The 16,249-nt window shown below is 77.1% G+C and carries 18 protein-coding genes; 11 read left to right on the forward strand and 7 right to left on the reverse strand.

Annotated features, from left to right (window positions below):
- Nucleotides 1-91 precede the first annotated feature (91 nt).
- Nucleotides 92-874: an aminoglycoside adenylyltransferase family protein gene (locus LG943_RS03365; RefSeq protein ID WP_270070669.1), complete on the forward strand. Its 783-nt coding sequence runs from the start codon at nucleotides 92-94 to the stop codon at nucleotides 872-874.
- A gap of 86 nt (nucleotides 875-960) precedes the next feature.
- Nucleotides 961-1,692 carry a PIG-L deacetylase family protein gene (locus tag LG943_RS03370; protein ID WP_270070670.1) on the forward strand — a complete coding sequence of 244 codons (732 nt, stop codon included), beginning with the start codon at nucleotides 961-963 and terminating at the stop codon, nucleotides 1,690-1,692.
- Nucleotides 1,693-1,736: 44 nt separating this feature from the next.
- Here the strand turns inward: LG943_RS03370 and LG943_RS03375 are convergent, their stop codons facing one another.
- Entirely contained in the window at nucleotides 1,737-2,555 is an 819-nt protein-coding gene (locus tag LG943_RS03375) for a methyltransferase domain-containing protein (protein WP_270070671.1), read from the reverse strand.
- Between the two features lie 89 nt (nucleotides 2,556-2,644).
- Between LG943_RS03375 and pdxR the strand changes: the two genes are divergently transcribed.
- The 3 genes from pdxR to LG943_RS03390 all read left to right on the forward strand — a co-directional run bounded on the left by pdxR (nucleotide 2,645) and on the right by LG943_RS03390 (nucleotide 5,542).
- The gene (gene pdxR, locus LG943_RS03380; protein ID WP_270070672.1) at nucleotides 2,645-4,240 is read left to right on the forward strand and encodes a MocR-like pyridoxine biosynthesis transcription factor PdxR; all 1,596 of its coding nucleotides are present in this window, start codon (nucleotides 2,645-2,647) and stop codon (nucleotides 4,238-4,240) included.
- 186 nt (nucleotides 4,241-4,426) lie between these two features.
- Nucleotides 4,427-4,999: a TetR/AcrR family transcriptional regulator gene (locus tag LG943_RS03385; protein ID WP_270070673.1), complete on the forward strand. Its 573-nt coding sequence runs from the start codon at nucleotides 4,427-4,429 to the stop codon at nucleotides 4,997-4,999.
- 105 nt (nucleotides 5,000-5,104) lie between these two features.
- On the forward strand, nucleotides 5,105-5,542 hold the full coding sequence (locus LG943_RS03390) for an SgcJ/EcaC family oxidoreductase (protein WP_270070674.1): 438 nt from the start codon (nucleotides 5,105-5,107) through the stop codon (nucleotides 5,540-5,542).
- A 50-nt stretch (nucleotides 5,543-5,592) separates the two neighbouring features.
- On the opposite strand, the gene LG943_RS03395 is transcribed toward LG943_RS03390, so the two are convergent.
- Nucleotides 5,593-6,282, reverse strand: coding sequence for a sensor domain-containing protein (locus LG943_RS03395; RefSeq protein ID WP_270070675.1), 690 nt, complete (start codon nucleotides 6,280-6,282; stop codon nucleotides 5,593-5,595).
- Between the two features lie 113 nt (nucleotides 6,283-6,395).
- Between LG943_RS03395 and LG943_RS03400 the strand changes: the two genes are divergently transcribed.
- Nucleotides 6,396-7,427 (forward strand): Gfo/Idh/MocA family protein, encoded by a 1,032-nt coding sequence (locus LG943_RS03400; protein WP_408648534.1) that lies wholly within the window; start codon nucleotides 6,396-6,398, stop codon nucleotides 7,425-7,427.
- 95 nt (nucleotides 7,428-7,522) lie between these two features.
- Here the strand turns inward: LG943_RS03400 and LG943_RS03405 are convergent, their stop codons facing one another.
- The gene (locus tag LG943_RS03405; protein WP_270070676.1) at nucleotides 7,523-8,122 is read right to left on the reverse strand and encodes a TetR/AcrR family transcriptional regulator; all 600 of its coding nucleotides are present in this window, start codon (nucleotides 8,120-8,122) and stop codon (nucleotides 7,523-7,525) included.
- 73 nt (nucleotides 8,123-8,195) lie between these two features.
- On the opposite strand from LG943_RS03405, the gene LG943_RS03410 reads away from it, so the two are divergent.
- Both LG943_RS03410 and LG943_RS03415 read left to right on the forward strand, forming a co-directional pair.
- Nucleotides 8,196-9,077, forward strand: a complete 882-nt coding sequence (locus LG943_RS03410; RefSeq protein WP_270070677.1) for an oxidoreductase — start codon at nucleotides 8,196-8,198, stop codon at nucleotides 9,075-9,077.
- Between the two features lie 68 nt (nucleotides 9,078-9,145).
- A complete protein-coding gene (locus LG943_RS03415; protein WP_270070678.1) occupies nucleotides 9,146-9,622 on the forward strand; it encodes a nuclear transport factor 2 family protein in 477 nt (158 codons plus the stop codon).
- Nucleotides 9,623-9,710: 88 nt separating this feature from the next.
- On the opposite strand, the gene LG943_RS03420 is transcribed toward LG943_RS03415, so the two are convergent.
- Complete coding sequence (locus LG943_RS03420) at nucleotides 9,711-10,715, reverse strand: AraC family transcriptional regulator (protein ID WP_270070679.1); 1,005 nt, start codon at nucleotides 10,713-10,715, stop codon at nucleotides 9,711-9,713.
- An 83-nt stretch (nucleotides 10,716-10,798) separates the two neighbouring features.
- Between LG943_RS03420 and LG943_RS03425 the strand changes: the two genes are divergently transcribed.
- Nucleotides 10,799-11,692 (forward strand): NmrA family NAD(P)-binding protein, encoded by an 894-nt coding sequence (locus LG943_RS03425; protein ID WP_270070680.1) that lies wholly within the window; start codon nucleotides 10,799-10,801, stop codon nucleotides 11,690-11,692.
- Nucleotides 11,685-12,176 carry an anthrone oxygenase family protein gene (locus LG943_RS03430; RefSeq protein WP_270070681.1) on the forward strand — a complete coding sequence of 164 codons (492 nt, stop codon included), beginning with the start codon at nucleotides 11,685-11,687 and terminating at the stop codon, nucleotides 12,174-12,176. The genes LG943_RS03425 and LG943_RS03430 overlap by 8 nt, the downstream gene beginning before the upstream one ends.
- Nucleotides 12,177-12,193: 17 nt before the next feature.
- Here the strand turns inward: LG943_RS03430 and LG943_RS03435 are convergent, their stop codons facing one another.
- Nucleotides 12,194-13,066 carry a polysaccharide deacetylase family protein gene (locus tag LG943_RS03435; RefSeq protein WP_270070682.1) on the reverse strand — a complete coding sequence of 291 codons (873 nt, stop codon included), beginning with the start codon at nucleotides 13,064-13,066 and terminating at the stop codon, nucleotides 12,194-12,196.
- Between the two features lie 93 nt (nucleotides 13,067-13,159).
- Between LG943_RS03435 and LG943_RS03440 the strand changes: the two genes are divergently transcribed.
- Nucleotides 13,160-14,125, forward strand: a complete 966-nt coding sequence (locus tag LG943_RS03440; RefSeq protein WP_270070683.1) for a LysR family transcriptional regulator — start codon at nucleotides 13,160-13,162, stop codon at nucleotides 14,123-14,125.
- Here the strand turns inward: LG943_RS03440 and LG943_RS03445 are convergent.
- Both LG943_RS03445 and LG943_RS03450 read right to left on the reverse strand, forming a co-directional pair.
- Nucleotides 14,109-15,722, reverse strand: coding sequence for a CocE/NonD family hydrolase (locus LG943_RS03445; protein WP_270070684.1), 1,614 nt, complete (start codon nucleotides 15,720-15,722; stop codon nucleotides 14,109-14,111). The genes LG943_RS03440 and LG943_RS03445 overlap by 17 nt on opposite strands.
- A 51-nt stretch (nucleotides 15,723-15,773) precedes the next feature.
- On the reverse strand, nucleotides 15,774-16,091 hold the full coding sequence (locus tag LG943_RS03450; RefSeq protein WP_270070685.1) for an ArsR/SmtB family transcription factor: 318 nt from the start codon (nucleotides 16,089-16,091) through the stop codon (nucleotides 15,774-15,776).
- Between the last annotated feature and the right edge of the window lie 158 nt (nucleotides 16,092-16,249).

A 16,249-nucleotide genomic window follows, 5' to 3' on the forward strand; every position in this document is an offset into this window, starting at 1 on the left:
GCGTCAAGTGGGAAAACCGGTGGCCCTCGCCGGCCCCGCCGCCCTACACTCCCCAGCCGAGCGCCCGCACCCGGACCGAAAGGGGCAGCCCGTGGAGCCCGTGCCGCCTCCAGGCCAGGCCCGCCAGGCGGTGGAGGTGCTGCACGGCGTGCTGGGCGGTGCCCTGGCAGGCGCCTACCTGCACGGCTCGGCCGTACTGGGCGGGCTGGGCCCCCACAGTGACATCGACGTGTTCGCCGTGGTCGACCGGCCCACCACCCGCCCCGAGCGCCGCGCCCTGGTCGCCGGGCTCATGCCCCTCTCCGGCACACCGGCCCGCCCCGTGGAGGTCACCGTCGTGGCCGCCGCCCACGCCCGCCCCTGGCGCTATCCGCCGCTCCAGGAGTTCCAGTACGGGGAGTGGCTGCGCGCCGACTACGAGCGCGGCCACGTCCCCGACCCCCGGCCCGACCCCGACCTGGCGCCGCTGACCGCCCTGGTACTGAGCCACGGCCGCCCCCTCCACGGCCCCCCGCCCGCCGCCCTGCTCGACCCCGTGCCCCGCGCCGACCTGCGCCGCGCCCTGGCCGCCGGAGTGCCCGACCTGCTGGCCGACCTGGAGGAGGACACCCGCAACGCCGTCCTCACCCTGGCCCGGGTGTGGACCACCCTGGCCACCGGCGAGATCCGCTCCAAGGACGGCGCCGCCGCCTGGGCGCTGGAGCGCCTGCCCGCCCGGCACCGGCCCGTGCTGGCGCGCGCCCGCGCCGCCTACCGCGGCGAGCACCCCGACCACTGGGCCGACCTCGCCCCCGCGCTGCGCCCCTACGCCGACCACCTCGCCGGCGTGATCGCGGACCTGGCCCCCGCCGGCACCGGCGCGCCGGGCACCTGAGCCCGCCGCCGACCCGGGCTAGGCTGGCGCCGGTGCCGCGCGGCGCCCCACCGCCGGCCCGCCGGACCGCGACGGAAAGGACCTTTGTGACCGACCAGCTCGCCCCGATGCCCGCCGACTGGCAGCGCGCCCTGGCGATCGTCGCCCACCCCGACGACCTGGAGTACGGCGCCGCCTCGGCGATCGCCCAGTGGACCGCCCAGGGCCGCGAGGTCGCCTACGTCCTGGCCACCCGCGGCGAGGCCGGGATCGCCACCCTGGAACCGGAGAAGGCGGCCCCGCTGCGCGAGCGCGAGCAGCGCGCCAGCGCCGCCGTGGTGGGGGTCTCCTCGGTGGAGTTCCTCGACCACCCCGACGGCGTCCTGGAGTACGGTCCCGCGCTGCGCCGCGACATGGCCGCCGCCATCCGCCGCCACCGCCCCGAACTGGTCATCACCCTCAACCACCGCGACACCTTCGGCGGCACCTTCTGGAACAGCCCCGACCACAAGGCGGTGGGCCGCGCGGTGCTGGACGCCGTGGCCGACGCCGGCAACCGGTGGATCTTCCCCGACCTGGCCGAATCCGGCCTGGAGCCGTGGGAGGGCGTGCGGTGGGTGGCGGTGGCCGCCTCGCCCCGGCCCACCCACGCCGTGGCCGCCGAACCGGGCATGGAGCAGGCGGTGCGCTCGCTGCTGGAGCACCGCGCCTACATCGAGGCCCTCACCGACACCGACCCCGAGACCTACGCTCGGGAGTTTTTGGCCCAGACCACCGGCGGCGCCGCCGCGCGCTTCGGCGGCCGGCCCGCCGTGACGTTCGAGGTCTTCGCCTTCTGAGGCCGCGCCCCGGCGCCGGGTTCGGCCCCGGCGCCGGACGCGTTTCAGCCGCGGCGGGGCGCGCGGGCCACCGCCTTGAAGAAGGTGTAGTGGAACGTGCCGCCGTCCTCGGCGGTGCGCAGCAGGTCGGCCACGCCGCCGTCGAACTCGGCCGCGCTCAGCCGGCCCTCGGCCAGCACCGGCTCGCGCACCGCCGCCATCACCGGCGTGAACGTGCCGCGCACGAACCCGTTGACCAGGGCGGGACGGGTGGCGTCGGCGTAGACGGTGCGCGGGCGCACCGCCACCTCGGCGAAGCCGGCGCCGGCCAACAGCGGCTGGAGCCGGCGCCCGATCAGCGCGTCGCCCCCGGCCGCCGCCTGGAGGCGCGCCTGGGCGGCCACCACCGCCTCGGCGCGGGGGCTGGGCGGGTGGAAGACCGCCGACCCGTGGTCGCCCTCGATGACGGTGAGGGTGCCGCCCGGGCGCAGCACCCGGGCCAGCGCCGCCAGCGCGCCGCGCGGGTCGGCCACGTGCTCCAGGACGAAGCAGACGAAGACGTGGTCGAAGGCGGCGTCGGGGAAGGGCGGGTCGAACAGGTCGGCCCGGCACCAGCGCACGCGCGCGCCCGGGGCGGCGGCCGCCACGCGCTCGCGGGCCCGGCGCAGCGACACCGCCGAGCGGTCCAGGGCGGTGAGGTCGATGCCGGGGCTGCGGGCGAGCAGGTGCGCGGTCTGGGCGCCCACCCCGCAGCCCGCCTCCAGCACACGGCTGCCGGGCGGGTAGGCGGTGCCCTCGTGGAGGAGGCCGGCCAGGGTGTCGGCCTGGTCGCCCAGCCGCCGGGCCTCGTGGTCGGAGTAGCCGTGCACGTAGTCGACCGCCATCGCGATCGCCCCCTTTACCGTCCTGGTCGCGTGGTGCCCGGACGCGTTGGGCGGCCGGGCGATCACCACTGTGCTGGCACTATGGACCAATGAACAGGTCCAAATGCGCACCAAATGAGGGGGCCAAACCGGAGGGGGACGTCCCGGAGGAGGTCGTCCCCGAAGCGACCGGGCCGGAGGAGGGTGAGGGGTCCACGCCGTCGGGGGCCGACTTCCTGCAACTGGACCCCGCCCAGGCGCCCCGGGGCGGGCGCGCCGACTGGCTGGCCGAGCGGCTGCGCGCGGCCATCGGCGACGGCCGGCTGCCGGTGGGCGCCCGCCTGCCCCCCACCCGGGTGCTGGCCGCCGACCTGCGCCTCTCACGCGGCGTGGTGACCGCCGCCTACCAGCGGCTGGTGGAGGACGGCCACGTCGCCGGGCGCGGCCGGGCCGGCACCGTCGTGGTGGCCGCACCCCCCACCACGGGCGCCGCCGCGCCCGCGCCCGCCCCGCCGCCCGAGGCCGCGCAGCCGGCCGACCCCTTCGCGGGCGAGCCCGACGGCGCGGTGTTCGAGCGGCTGCGCGGCGCCCCGGCGCGCATCGACCTCACCCCGGGCGTGCCCGACCTGGCGGCGTTCCCCCGCGCGGCCTGGCTGCGCGCCGAACGCGCGGTGCTGGCCCGCTTGTCGGCGGCCGACCTGGGCTATGGCGACCCGCGCGGCGCCCCGGCGCTGCGTGCGGCCGTGGTGCGCTGGCTGGCCCGCAACCGTGGGGTGCGCGCCGATCCGGGCGAGGTGATCGTGGTCTCGGGGGTCGCCCAGGCGCTGGGCCTGGTCGCCCAGGTGCTGGGGGAGGAGGGGGTGAGGCGGGTGGGCGTGGAGGACCCCGGCTCCCTGGGGGTGCGCCAGCACCTGGCCCGCGCGGGCATGGCGGTGGCGCCCCTGCCGGTGGACGCCGAGGGTGTGTCGGCCACCGCGCTGGCGGAGTCGGGGGTGGGGGCGGCGGTGCTCACCCCGGCCCACCAGTTCCCCACCGGGGTGGTGCTCAGCGCCGCGCGGCGCGGCGCGCTGGCCCGGTGGGCGCGCGGCGGCGGGATCGTCGTGGAGGACGACTACGACGCCGAGCACCGCTACGGCCGCCCGCCGGCGCCGGCGCTGCGCTCGGTGCTGCCCGAGAGCACCTGCTACACCGGCAGCGTCTCCAAGCTGCTGGCGCCGGCGCTGCGACTGGGCTGGCTGCTGGTACCGCCCCGGCTGCACGCGGCGGCGGTGGCCGCCAAGCGGTTCGCCGACCTGGGCAGCGCGGTGCTGCCGCAACTGGTGCTGGCCCACCTGATGGACTCCGGCGACCTGGAGCGCCACTTGCGGACGGTGCGGCGCCGCCACCGGCGCCGCCGCGACGCCATGGTCGCGGCCCTGGCCGCCCACCTGCCCGACGCCGCCGTGCACGGGGCCGCGGCGGGCCTGCACCTGCTGGTCACGCTGCCGCCCGGGGCGGCCGACACCGCGCTGGCCTCGGCCTGCCTGGAGCGCGGGGTGAAGGTCCAGCCGCTGTCCTGGCACACCCAGCGCCCTCAGCCTCCGGGCCTGGTCCTGGGCTACGGCGCCCGGACCGCCACCGAGATCACCGAGGGCGTCGCCGCAGTCGGCGCGGCGCTGCGCGCCCTGCGCCCTCGGCGCGGCGGACGGGACAACGGGCAGGGGTAACTCCGCCACGCGTACGGCCCGCGCCCCCCGCACGGTCCGGTGGCCACCCGCCGTCGCCGCCGCGTCGCACGCCTCGGCCACCCGCCGCCCTCGGCGCCACCTCACCCACCCCGGCCACCCCCATCAGGACCGATGCCCGCCCGCCGGGGGACGGGCCGGTGAGCGGGTGGCCGTTACGCTGAACCCATGACGGGGCGACCGCGCAGTGCGGCCGCGCGGGCGGCCATCCTGCGGGCGGCGCTGGCGGAACTGGGGGAGCGCGGGTATGCCGCGCTGACCGTGGAGGGCATCGCCGCCCGCGCGGGCGCGGGCAAGCAGACCATCTACCGCTGGTGGCCCTCCAAGGCCGACGTGGTGCTGGACGCGCTGCTGGAGACGGCCGCCGAGCGCATCGCCGTGCCCGACGAGGGCTCGCTGCGGGCCGATCTGGACGCCTTCCTCGCCGCCACCTTCAGCCAGAGCGGGCAGCACGGCGTGCTGACCGGGCTCATGGCCCAGTCAGTACTGGACCCCGCCTTCGCCCAGGCGTTTCGCGAGCGGTTCCTGGCCAGCCGCCGCGCCGCGCTGCGCGGTCTGCTGGAGCGCGCCCGGGCGCGCGGCGAGGTCGACGCCGGTGCCGACCTGGACCTGCTCGTCGATGTCGTCTACGGCACCCTGTGGTACCGGATGCTGGTCGGCCACGCCCCTCTCGACGCCGAGGCCGGGCGCCGCCTGGCCGCCCTGGTGACCGACGCCGCGCGCCCGGGGCGCCCCGGCTGAGCCGGGGAAGCGCGCGACCGCGACGGGAGGGCGGGCGCACGGTGTCGCCCGCCACACCAGGCGCCGGTTGACCTCAACCTTGGTTGAGGCGGAAGGCTGGCCGCCATGGACAACGCAGTCACCGCCACCGCCGCCGCACCCGCCCGCGACGCCGACATCGCCGCGCTCACCGAGGTCGTCGCCGCCGTCGAGCACGCCCAGAACAACGAGCTTCCCGAGGAGTTCATCGGCCTGTTCCGCGCCGACGCGGTGTGGACCACCGGCCACGGCAAGCTCCTGGTCGGCCGCGACGCCATCGCCGCGTTCACCCGCCAGGTCCTGCCCGGGGCCTTCGGCCGGGACGGATCGGTCACCTTCGAGGTCGCCCACGTGCTGTTCCTGCGCCCCGACGTGGCCGCCGTCAAGGTCCGCCAGCGCTACTACACCAGGCGCCGGGGCGAGCCCGAACTGGACAGCGAGGGCACGCCGCTGTTCGTGATGACCAAGGAGGACGGCCGCTGGCTGCTCACCGCCTGCCAGAACACGGTCGTCCACGACGCCTGAGTCGCCGCCGAGGGGCCGCCCGGCCGCTGCCCCGGTCCCCGCCCCGGGGCTCACCGCGCGGCGGTGAAGTCCGGCGCGGGGGTGCCGGGGTGTCCCGCCCACGCGACGGGGCGGGCAGCCGGGGCGGCGGCGGGGGAGGGCAGCACCAGCGCCCGGCCGAAGCCGGCGGTGACGTGGGCCAGCACCCGCATCAGCGCCGGCAGCGTCACCGCCGCGAAGGCGCCCAGGCCGACGTTGACGGCCATCTCCACGGCCTCGCCCGACCCCAGGCCCGTCAGCTCGGCCAGCCCCCGGACGCCGGGGCCGTCGGGCAGCGCCCAGGAGTACAGCGGGAAGGCGAGCCCGGCCAGGGCCACCGCCCACCACGCCACGGCCAGGCAGAAGGTCGCCACCGCAACCGGGAACCGCAGCAGGACCCCCAGCGCGTCCAGCCAGCTCTGCCCGCACAGCAGCGGCGCCATCAGCCGCCGCCACGCCCCGGCCCCGGCCGGGGCCGCGCGGTGCGCCACGGCCGGCAGCGGCAGCCCCAGCGCCTCGGCGGCCATGGCGCGGTCCACCGCCGCGAACCCTCGGGCCACCAGCAGCGTCAGCGCCAGCACGAGCAGCCCCAGCACCACCACCAGGGTGCCCGCCCCCAGCGCGAGGCCCGTGACCAGCAGGCAGAAGGCCACCACCGACAACGGCAGCGACAGCAGGGTGTAGCGGGTGTCGGCGCCCAGGCGCCGCAGCAGTGCGTTCATGACCTCAAGGCTTCCACCGCGCGGCCGCCGGCGCAGGGGCCCGCGCCCCTCGAAGGGGGGTGGTGCGGGCTCCACCCCGCACCGGCGAACGGGGGCTGTCCTAGGCTGCTGCGGTGACACACGACACCACCCACCCCTCCCCCCGCCCCGGTGCGCCCGCCGCCCCCGCCGCCCCCGTGCGCTGGGGCGTCCTGGGCACCGGCGCCATCGCCCACCGGTTCATGACCGGCCTGCGCGCCCTGCCCGACGCCCAGGTGGCCGCCGTGGGCTCGCGCGGCGCCGCCACCGCCGCGGAGTTCGCCCGCACCTGGGACATCCCCCGCGCCCACGCCTCCTACGCCGACCTGGCCGCCGACCCCGGGGTCGACGTCGTCTACGTCGCCACCCCCCACAGCGTCCACCGCGACGCCGCCGTACTGTGCCTGGAGGCCGGCCGGCACGTGCTGTGCGAGAAGCCGCTGGCCGTCAACGCCGCCCAAGCCGAGCAGATGGTCCAGGCCGCGCGCGGCGCCGGGCGCTTCCTGATGGAGGCGATGTGGACCCGCTTCGCCCCGGCGATGGTGCGGGTGCGCGAACTGGTCGCCGAGGGCGCCATCGGCGAGGTGCGCATGGTCAGCGCCACCATCGGCGGCAGCGTGCCCTACGACCCCCGCAGTCGGCTGTTCGACCCCGCCCTGGCCGGGGGCGCCCTGCTGGACGTGGGCGTCTACCCGGTGGCGCTGGCCGGCGAGTTCCTCGGCGAGATCACCGGGGTGGAGGCGCGCGCCACGCCGGCGCCCACCGGGGTGGACGCCCAGGTGGCCGTGGTGCTCACCGGCGCCGGCGGCGCCCTGGGCCTGCTGGGCTGCTCGGTGCAGGCGCACATCCCCCGCCGCGCCGCCATTGTGGGCACCTCGGGCAGCATCGAACTGGCCGACTGGTACTGCCCCACAGGGCTGGTGCTGCACCGCGCCGGCGCGGAGTCGGAGGAGATGGCCTTCCCCCACATCGCCAACGGGTTCGAGTACGAGGCGGCGGAGGTGCAGGCGCGGCTGCGCGCCGGTGAGCTGGAGAGCCCGCTGATGAGCTGGGACGAGAGCCTGCGTATCGCCCGGGTGCTGGACGAGGTGCGGGCGCGGGTGGGCGTGGTCTACCCCGGCGAGTAGGGCGCGGCCCCGGCCGATCGCCCGGGGCGGCACCGCGGCGCCGCGCACGCCCGGCACCTCCGGCTCGGCACCGTGGGCCCGGCCGGCGGCCGGTCTCACGGTGCCGAGCCGCGCAGGAACAGGTCGACGGCGGTGGCGATGAGGTGGTCGAGCCGGCCGGCGGGGACCAGGCCCGTGTTGACCAGGGTGGTGATGCCGTTGACGGTGGCGAACAGGATGAGCCCGGCCTCCTGAGGATCCCCCTCCCTCAGGAGGCCCCGCTGCTGCCCCTCGCTGATCAGCGCGAGGATCGGCGCGAACGCCTCATCGGAGGCGCGGGCCACGCCCGGCGCCTCGGGGTGGTGCTTGGTGGAGTTCATCAACTCCAGCAGCGCGGGGTTGCCGGTCGCGAAGTGGGCGAACGCCGACGCCGCGCCGCGCAGTCGCGCGCAGAACTCGTCGGGGGTCTCGGCCAGCGCGCCGCGGATGTCCTGGCCCAACCGGGCGAAGCCGACCTCGGCCAGGGCGGTGAGCAGCTCCTGGCGGTCGGCGAAGTGCCGGCGCGGCGCCGCGTGGCTGACGCCGACCTCCCGGGCCAGGTCGCGCAGCGAAAGCTGGGCCACCCCGTGGTCGCGGACGCTGCGTTCGGCGGCCTCCAGCAGGGCGGCGCGCAGTCCGCCGTGGTGATACCTGCGTTCCTCCGTCTGGTGGGGCATGGCCCGCATCGTACCGCCCTCATCCCCCAATGTATCCGTTGACAACATTGTTGTCAGTGACTACTTTGCGGTCATGACCTCCTTCACCCTCGGCGACATCCCGGACATGACCGGACGCACCGTCGTCGTCACCGGCGCCAACAGCGGCATCGGCCGCGCCACCGCCGCGGCGCTGGCCGAGCGCGGCGCCCGCGTCGTCCTGGCCGTGCGCGACGAGCGGAAGGGCCGCGCCGCGGCCGCCGCCATGGCCGGGCACACCGAGGTGCGCCGGCTCGACCTGGCCGACCTCGCCTCGGTGCGCGCGTTCGCCCGCGACTTCACCGACCCCCTCGACCTGCTGGTCAACAACGCCGGCGTCACGGTCCCCTCACTGGCGCGCACCGCCGACGGCTTCGAGCGGCAGTTCGGCACCAACCACCTGGGCCACTTCGCGCTGACCAACCTGCTGCTGCCCCGCCTGCGCGGCCGCGTCGTCACCGTCTCCTCGCTGGCCCACCTCATGGGGTCGATCGACTTCGCCGACCTGAACTGGCACCGGCGCGGCTACCGCGCCTACCCGGCCTACGCCCAGTCCAAGCTCGCCAACCTGCTGTTCGCCGACGAGCTGAGCCGGCGCCTGGCGGCGGCCGCCTCGCCGGTGGTCTCGACCGCGGCCCACCCGGGCATCGCGGCGACCAACCTGGTGAACGAGGCGGGCGGCCGCACCCTGCGGTTCCGGCTGGAGAAGGCGCTGATGGGCGCGGTGGCCCACAGCGCCCGGGCCGGGGCGCTGCCCACGCTGTGCGCCGCCGTCGCCGAGGTCCCCTCGGGCGGCTACATCGGCCCCCGGCGCCTGATGGGCATGCGCGGGGCGCCCGCCCCGGCCCGCCGCGCGGCATCGGCCCGCGACGCCGACACCGCCCGGCGGCTGTGGCGCGTCTCGGAGGAGCTGACCGGCACCGCCTTCCCCCTGTGACCCGCCTGCCGCGACCCCCGCCCCCACCGGCGGCCGCCCACCCACCACGACCCCGAGGAGACCCGCGCATGACACCGCACGCCGACCGCGCCGACATCATCGAACTCTTCGGCCGCTACGCCGACATCGCCGACACCGGGGACTTCGACGCCCTGCCCCGCCTGGTGCACACCGACCCCTTCACCGTCGACTTCTCCTCGGTCGCGGGCATCCCGCCGACGCAGACGCCGCTGGACGCCTACGCCGAGGTCCTGCGCCGCTCCTTCGCGCCGTTCGCCGCCACCCACCACGCCATCACCGGCCACGTCATCGACCTCGACGGCGACCGGGCGCGGGCCCGCGCCCACGTGCGCGCCGAGCACTGGCTGCCCGAGGAGGCCGCCCAGGGCGGCCCCAACCGGTGGCTGGTCGTGGGCTTCTACGACAACGAGGCGGTGCGCACCGGCGAGGGCTGGCGGTTCAGCCGCGTCGCGCTCAGAGCCGTCTACCAGGAGAACGCCCACCTGCTGGGCGGCGCCGCCGGGCACCCCTCAAAGCACCTCTGAGGGCGGCGGGGCGCCGCCCGGCACGGGGTAGCGCCGGCGCACCAGGCCCACCGTGCGCGGCCCCGCACCACCGCCCCGTGCCGGGCGCCTAGGGCACCGGTTGGGGAGCCGCCTCGACGTCGGGGGCGGTGTCGGGCTCGGGGGCGTGGGCGCGGCGGTGCTGCTGGGGGCTGACCCCGTAGCGGCGCTTGAACGCCGCGCTCAGCGCGAAGGGGGTGGCATAGCCCACCCGGCGCGCGACGGCGGTGACCGTGACCTCGGGTTCGCGCAGCAGGTCGGCGGCCAGCGCCAGGCGCCACCCGGTGAGGTAGGCCATCGGCGGTTCGCCCACCACCTCGGCGAAGCGGCGGGCCAGGGTGGCGCGCGAGACCCCCGTGCGCGCCGCCAGGTCGGCCACCGTCCAGGGGCGGGCGGGCTCCTCGTGCAGCAGCCGCAGCGCCGGGCCCACCACCGGGTCGCCCTGGGCGCGGTACCAGGCCGGGGCCTCGGGCGCGGGCCGGGAGAACCAGGCGCGCACCGCCGAGATCAGCAGCAGGTCCAGCAGCCGGTCCAGCACGACCTCCTGGCCGGGCTCGTCGCGGTCGATCTCCTCGTCCAGCACCCCCACCAGCGGCGAGCGCCACGCCCCGGCGCCCAGCACCACCGCCGGCGGCAGCGCGGTGAGGATGCGCCGGCCCACCTCGGTGCCCAGGTTGTAGGTGCCCACCAGCAGCCGCGCCGCGCCCTGGGGGTTGGTGCCCCAGGTGCGCGTGCCCAGCCACGTGGTCTCGGCCAGGGGGCCGCCGTCGGCGGCGGCGCAGTGCTGGGCGGAGGTGTGGGGCCCCTGGGGGCCGATGACCACCCGCACGGGGGTGTCGGGGGAGTCGGCGAAGGTGTAGGGGTGGGGGCCGCGCAGCAGCGCCACGTCACCCGGCCCCAGGTCCTGGGGCGCGGTACCGGCGGCGCGCAGGTGGGCGCGCCCGTGCACGACCGCCACCAGCGACAGCGGCGCGCGGTCGGCCACGCGGATGGACCAGGGCGGGTCCACCGCCACGCGCAGCAGGAACGCCCCGCGCGCACGGGGGCCGTCGAGCAGGCCGGCCAAGGGGTCCATGGCCGCAAGCTTAGACGCGCGCGTATGGCGGTGAGCGGGTGCGCCATGTCGCCGCGGCGGCCTGACCCGCTTGACTGGGGGACATGACGACGACTTCCACCCCATCCGACACCGCCGGGCCCGCCCCGGACCGCCCCGTCCTGGTCCTGGGCGGCACCGGCAAGACCGGCCGCCGCGTCGCCGCCGCCCTGCGGGCGGCGGGGGCCGCCGTGGCCATCGGCTCGCGCTCGGGCACCCCGCCCTTCGACTGGACCGACGAGTCCACCTGGCCGGCGGTGCTGGCCGGCGCCGGCTCGGCCTACGTGGCCTACTCTCCCGACGCCGGGTTCCCCGGCGCCGCCGAGGTCATCGGCCGCTTCGCCCACCGCGCCGCCGACTCAGGGGTGGGCCGCCTGGTGCTGCTGGCCGGGCGCAACGAGGAGGGCGCGCTGCGCAGCGAGGAGGCGATGCGCGCGGCCGGGGTGCCCTGGACGGTGGTGCGCGCCGCGTTCTTCGCGCAGAACTTCAGTGAGGACTTCATGGTGGAGCAGGTGCGCGCGGGCGAACTCGCGATGCCCGCCGCCGACGTGCCCGAGCCCTTCGTCGACGCCCAGGACGTGGCCGACGTCGCCGCCGCGGCCCTGCTGGAGGAGGGCCACACCGGCCGCGTCTATGAGGTGACCGGGCCGCGCCTGCTCACCTTCACCCAGGCGCTGGCCGAGATCAGTGCCGTCACCGGCCGCCCGGTGGCCTACCGGGCGCTGGATCCGCAGGAGTACGTCGCGGCCATGGTCGCCGGGGGTGCGCCCGAGGAGCTGGCCCGCCCGCTGACCGGGGTGTTCACCGAGATCCTGGACGGGCGCAACGCCCACCTGGGCGGCGGGGTGCGCGAGGCGCTGGGGCGCGAGCCGCGCGACTTCGCCGACTACGCCGCCCGCGCCGCCGCGGCGGGGGCCTGGGCGTCGGCGGGCGAGCCGGCGGAGGCCGGCCGTGGCTGAGGTGGCGCGCACCGGTGTGCTGGTGGCGGCGATGGTGGCCACGGGCTGGTTCGCCGGGCTGTTCTTCGCCTTCCAGATCGCGGTGATGCCGGGGCTGGCCCGCTGCGGCGACCGGGTGTTCGTGTCGGCGATGCGGGCGATGAACACCGCGATCCTCAACCCGCTGTTCGCGGTGGCGTTCGTCGGCTCGCCACTGGCGCTGGCGGCGGCGGGCCTGCTGCACCTGGCCCCGGCCCAGCGCCCGGCGCTGGTGTGGATCGCGGCGGCGTTCGTGCTGGTGGTGGGCGTGGTCGTGGTGACGATGACCCGCAACGTCCCCCTCAACGACGCCCTGGAGCGCGAGGGCGCCGCCGCCGAGGACGACGAGGCCGCCGCCGCTGCGGTACGCCGCCGCTTCGCCGGCCCCTGGACGCGCTGGAACGCCCTGCGCACCGCCGCCTCGGCCCTGGCGCTGGCCTGCCTGGCGGCGGCGCTGGCCGCCTAGGCGCGCCCGCCGGGCGCTCAGGCGTGGGGGTTGGCGGTGCGGTTGTAGTGGTCGGCGATCTCGTCGCTGGTGGTGATCCAGGCCTCGGGCTGGGCGGTGAGGTAGGCCAGCGCCTGGTCCAGGTACTTGGCGCGGAACGCCTGGCCGGTGACGAAGGGGTGCAGCGCCAGCGCCATCACCCGCCCGCCGGTGCGGGCCTCGGCGCGCAACTGGTCGAACTGGTCCTTGACGACCTGGACGAACTCCGGCCCGGTCAGCCCCCGGGGGAAGAGCATCAGGTCGTTGAGCTCAACGCTGTAGGGGACGCTGATCAGCCCGGGCACCTTTAGCGGGTAGGGCTGGTCGTCGTTGGTCCAGTCCAGCACGTAGTCCAGGCCCAGTTCGGCGAGCAGGCCGGGGGTGTGGAAGGTCTCGGTGAGGCCGGGGCCCATCCAGCCGCGGGGGCGGCGCCCGGTGGCGCCGGCGATGGTGTCGACCACCTCGGCGAGGAAAACGCGCTCCTCCTCGGGCTCCATGCCCGCCTGCGGGATCGAGTTGGTGCGCCCGTGCGCCAACCAGGCCCAGCCGCGTTCCACCCCGGCCCTGACGATCTGGGGGTTGTGGTGGACCACGTCGGAGTTGAGCAGTGCGCTGGCCCGCACACCGTTGCGGTCCAGGATCTCCATGATGCGCCAGACCCCCACCCGGGCGCCGTAGTCGCGCCAGCCGTAGTTGAGGGCGTCGGGCACCAGGTCAGCGGTTCCGGCCCAGATGCTGGTGGAGGGGCGGTCGATGAGGAAGTGCTCGATGTTGAGGCCGACGTAGACGGCCACCCTGGCGCCGCCCGGCCAGCTCAGCGGCGGGCGCTCGGTGATGGGGCTGTAGTCGAAGAGGACGTTGTCGTGTGCCATGGCTTCATGCTGGTCGGGGGACGCGGGGGGGAACAAGATCGACCTGCTCTATGATCGGTGCGCCCCGTTCACCGATCACGCCGGGAGTGTAATGTGGAGCGGCACGAGATCGAGGCGTTCCTGGTCTTGGCCGAGGAACTGCACTTTCGGCGCACCGCCGAGCGGCTCGGCCTGGCCCAGGGCCGGGTGAGCCAGACCATCAAGAAGCTGGAGCGGCGGCTGGGCGTGCAGCTGTTCGAGCGCACCAGCCGCCGGGTGGCGCTGACCCCGGCCGGCGCGCGGCTGCGCGACGACCTGGCCCCGGCCTACCTGCGCGTCCGCCAGGCGGTGGCGCGGGCGGTGGCCGCCGGCAAAGGCTTCACCGGTGAGCTGCACGCGGGCTTCTCTTCCCAGTGGGCCGGCGACCTGCTGTACCAGGCCGCCGAGGTCTTCACCAAAGCCCACCCCGAGTGCGCGGTGCGCGTCCACGAGGTGCCGCTGACCGACCCCTTCGCCGCGCTACGGGCCGGGCAGGTGGACCTGCAGCTCACCGAGTTCCCCGTGGCCGAGCCCGACCTGGAGGCCGGCCCGGTGGTGTTCTCCGAGCCGCGCGCCCTGCTGGTGCCCCACCGCCACCCCTTCGCCCGGCGGGCGTCGGTGTCCTTGGAGGACCTGGCCCGCACCCCGCTGGTGACCCTGTCGGGCGACATCCCCGACTACTGGCGCGAGCACCACTACCCCTCGCGCACGCCCCAGGGGCGCACCGTGGTCCACGGCACCGCCGCCGACTCCTGGGCCGAGGTGCTGGCCCTGGTGGCCACCGGGCGCGGCGTCTCCCCGGCGGCGCTGCGCGCCGCCCAGTACCACTCGCGCCCGTGCCTGGCGTTCGTACCGCTGCGCGACGCGCCGCCGGTGGAGTACGGGCTGGTGTGGCCCCGCCGGTGCCGCACCGCGCGGGTGCGCGCCTTCTGCGCCACCGTGCTGGAGCGGCGCGCGGCTCAGGACGACACCCCCGCCCCCGCGTCCCCGACCGGCGAGGGCGTGCCCGCCGGCGCCCGCCCGCTCACTCTGAGCCGGTGAGGGGCAGCCGCAGCGCCGAGGGGCGGACGGGGTCGTGCAGGACCTCTACCTCAACGGGGCGCATCTGGGTGCCCAAGCGCCGGCCGGTGCCCAGGTTGCGGTCGTAGCGGGGGAAGGCGCCCCCGGCCAGCAGCAGCGCCAGGCGGTGCCCGGCGGCGAAGCGGTGGGCCAGGGGCCACATGTCCACCTCGGCCACCCGCACGCGGCCGGGCTCGGCGGGGGGCAGGCGCACGATGCCGTCGCTGACGTGGGTCATGGCCCCCTGGGGGTCCACGTCGCACAGCCGCGCGTAGACGTCGGCGCTGGGGCCGTCGGCGCGCACCGCCACGGCGGCGCTGAGGCGGCCCCGGGCGGTGAGGCCGCGCTCCAGGCGGGGACCGGTGAAGGTCAGCACGTCGGGGCGCTGGGCCAGGGGGCGGCTGTCGGGGGCGCCGCCGCCGTAGAGGACGGGCCCGCCCAGCGCGGGGGTGGGGTCGGCGGGGTCGTAGCAAAAGCGCGAGGGCGGGGCGGGTGCGGCGGGCGGGCGGGTGTCCAGCCGCCCGCCGGGGTGCAGGTGCCAGGCGCGGTGGGCGGCGCCGGCGCCGGGCCAGTCGGGCAGGTCGGTCCAGCCCCCGGCGCCGGTGACGAACACCCGCACCGCAGGCGGGGCCGGGGCCTCGGCGCCGCGCAGGGCGTGGTCGAGCACGGCGAAGGCCGCCTCGCGGTACTCAGGCGTGAACAGCCCCCACCCGTGGGGCCAGGGCCCCACCAGCAGCCGCACGTCGCGTCCCGCCGCGCGCAGCGCCGCGTACCCCTCCAGCACCCCCGGCAGGAACACGTCGTGCCAGCCGCCGGCCAGGTGGACCAGGGGCGGCAGGTGGGCGGCGTTGGCGCGATGGTCGCAGGCCGCCCAGGCGGGGCCGGGCCCGCTGTTGGCCACCCACTCCTGGAAGAAGGCGATGGGCCGCCCGGCGGCGGCGCGGTCGGCTTGGTCCAGGGGCAGGTGCGCGGCGGCGCGGGGCGCGCGGCGGGCGGCGGCGCGGGTGGCGTGCAGGCCGCGCCAGGTGCCCGGGTCGGTGCGCCCGCCGGTGACGCGGCGGGTCTGGTCGGCCCACCGCAGCCAGTCGCCCAAGGCGAAGGCGCCGCCCCGGTAGAGGGCGCCGGCGTAGAACTCGGGCGGGGCGTCCTGGATGAGGGCGGCCCGCCACTCGGGCACGGGGCGCCGCGCCATCTCCCACTGGGCGTAGCCCAGGAAGCTGGCGCCCCAGGTGGCGAAGGCGCCGGGGAACCAGGGCTGGGCGCGCAGCCACTCCAGCAGGGCGTCGGTGTCGCCGGGGTGCAGCCGCCAGCCGGTGAAGCGGCCGCTGGAGCCGCCGGTGCCGCGCAGGCTGACGGCCAGCGCCTGGTAGCCGCGCTCGGCCAGCAGCCGCATCAGCCAGGTCAGGGGGCGCCGGCCGTAGGGGGTGCGCAGCAGGACGAGGGGGGCGGAGGGGGCGTCGGCGGGGTGGGCGCGATCGGCGCGCAGCCGGCCGCCCTCGGGCAGGGGGACGGCCAGGCCGCGGTGCAGGCGCACGCCGCCGCGCGCGGTGGGGCGGCCGAAGGCGCTGCGCAGGGACAACCGGGCTCCTGACGGAAGGGGGGCGGGCGCCGGGGCGCGGGCGCGGGGGTGTCAGCCGCGGGCGGTGCGGGCGGGCTCGGCCAGGACGGTGTCGAGCAGGCCGGGGAAGCGGGACTCCAGGTCGTCGCGGCGCAGGGTGATGTAGAGGCGGCGGCCGTCGCGGCGCTGGCGGATGACGCCGCTCTCGCGCAGGGTGCGCCAGTGGTGGGTCATGGAGGACTTGGGGACCTCGGGCACCACCTCGCCGCAGAACCGCTCCTGTCCGGAGGCCAGGGCGCGGGCGATGCGGATGCGCACGGGGTGGCCCAGGGCGGCGAGCACGTCGACCAGCTCGATGTCGGCGGTGTCGGGGTGGTGGAGCGCGGCCATGGTGCCACTGTACGCCGCTGCCGTGGCGGCGGCCGGGGGCGGCGGTTGACACCCCCGCCCAACTGTACGAGGATCACGTACCAACCAAATATACGAATTTCCCGTACTTTCGTACATTCGGTTTTCCCCGGTCCGCGCCCCGGACCGCCCGACCCGAC

It is taken from the genome of Streptomonospora mangrovi, from assembly GCF_027604915.1.
Classification (GTDB): domain Bacteria; phylum Actinomycetota; class Actinomycetes; order Streptosporangiales; family Streptosporangiaceae; genus Streptomonospora; species Streptomonospora mangrovi.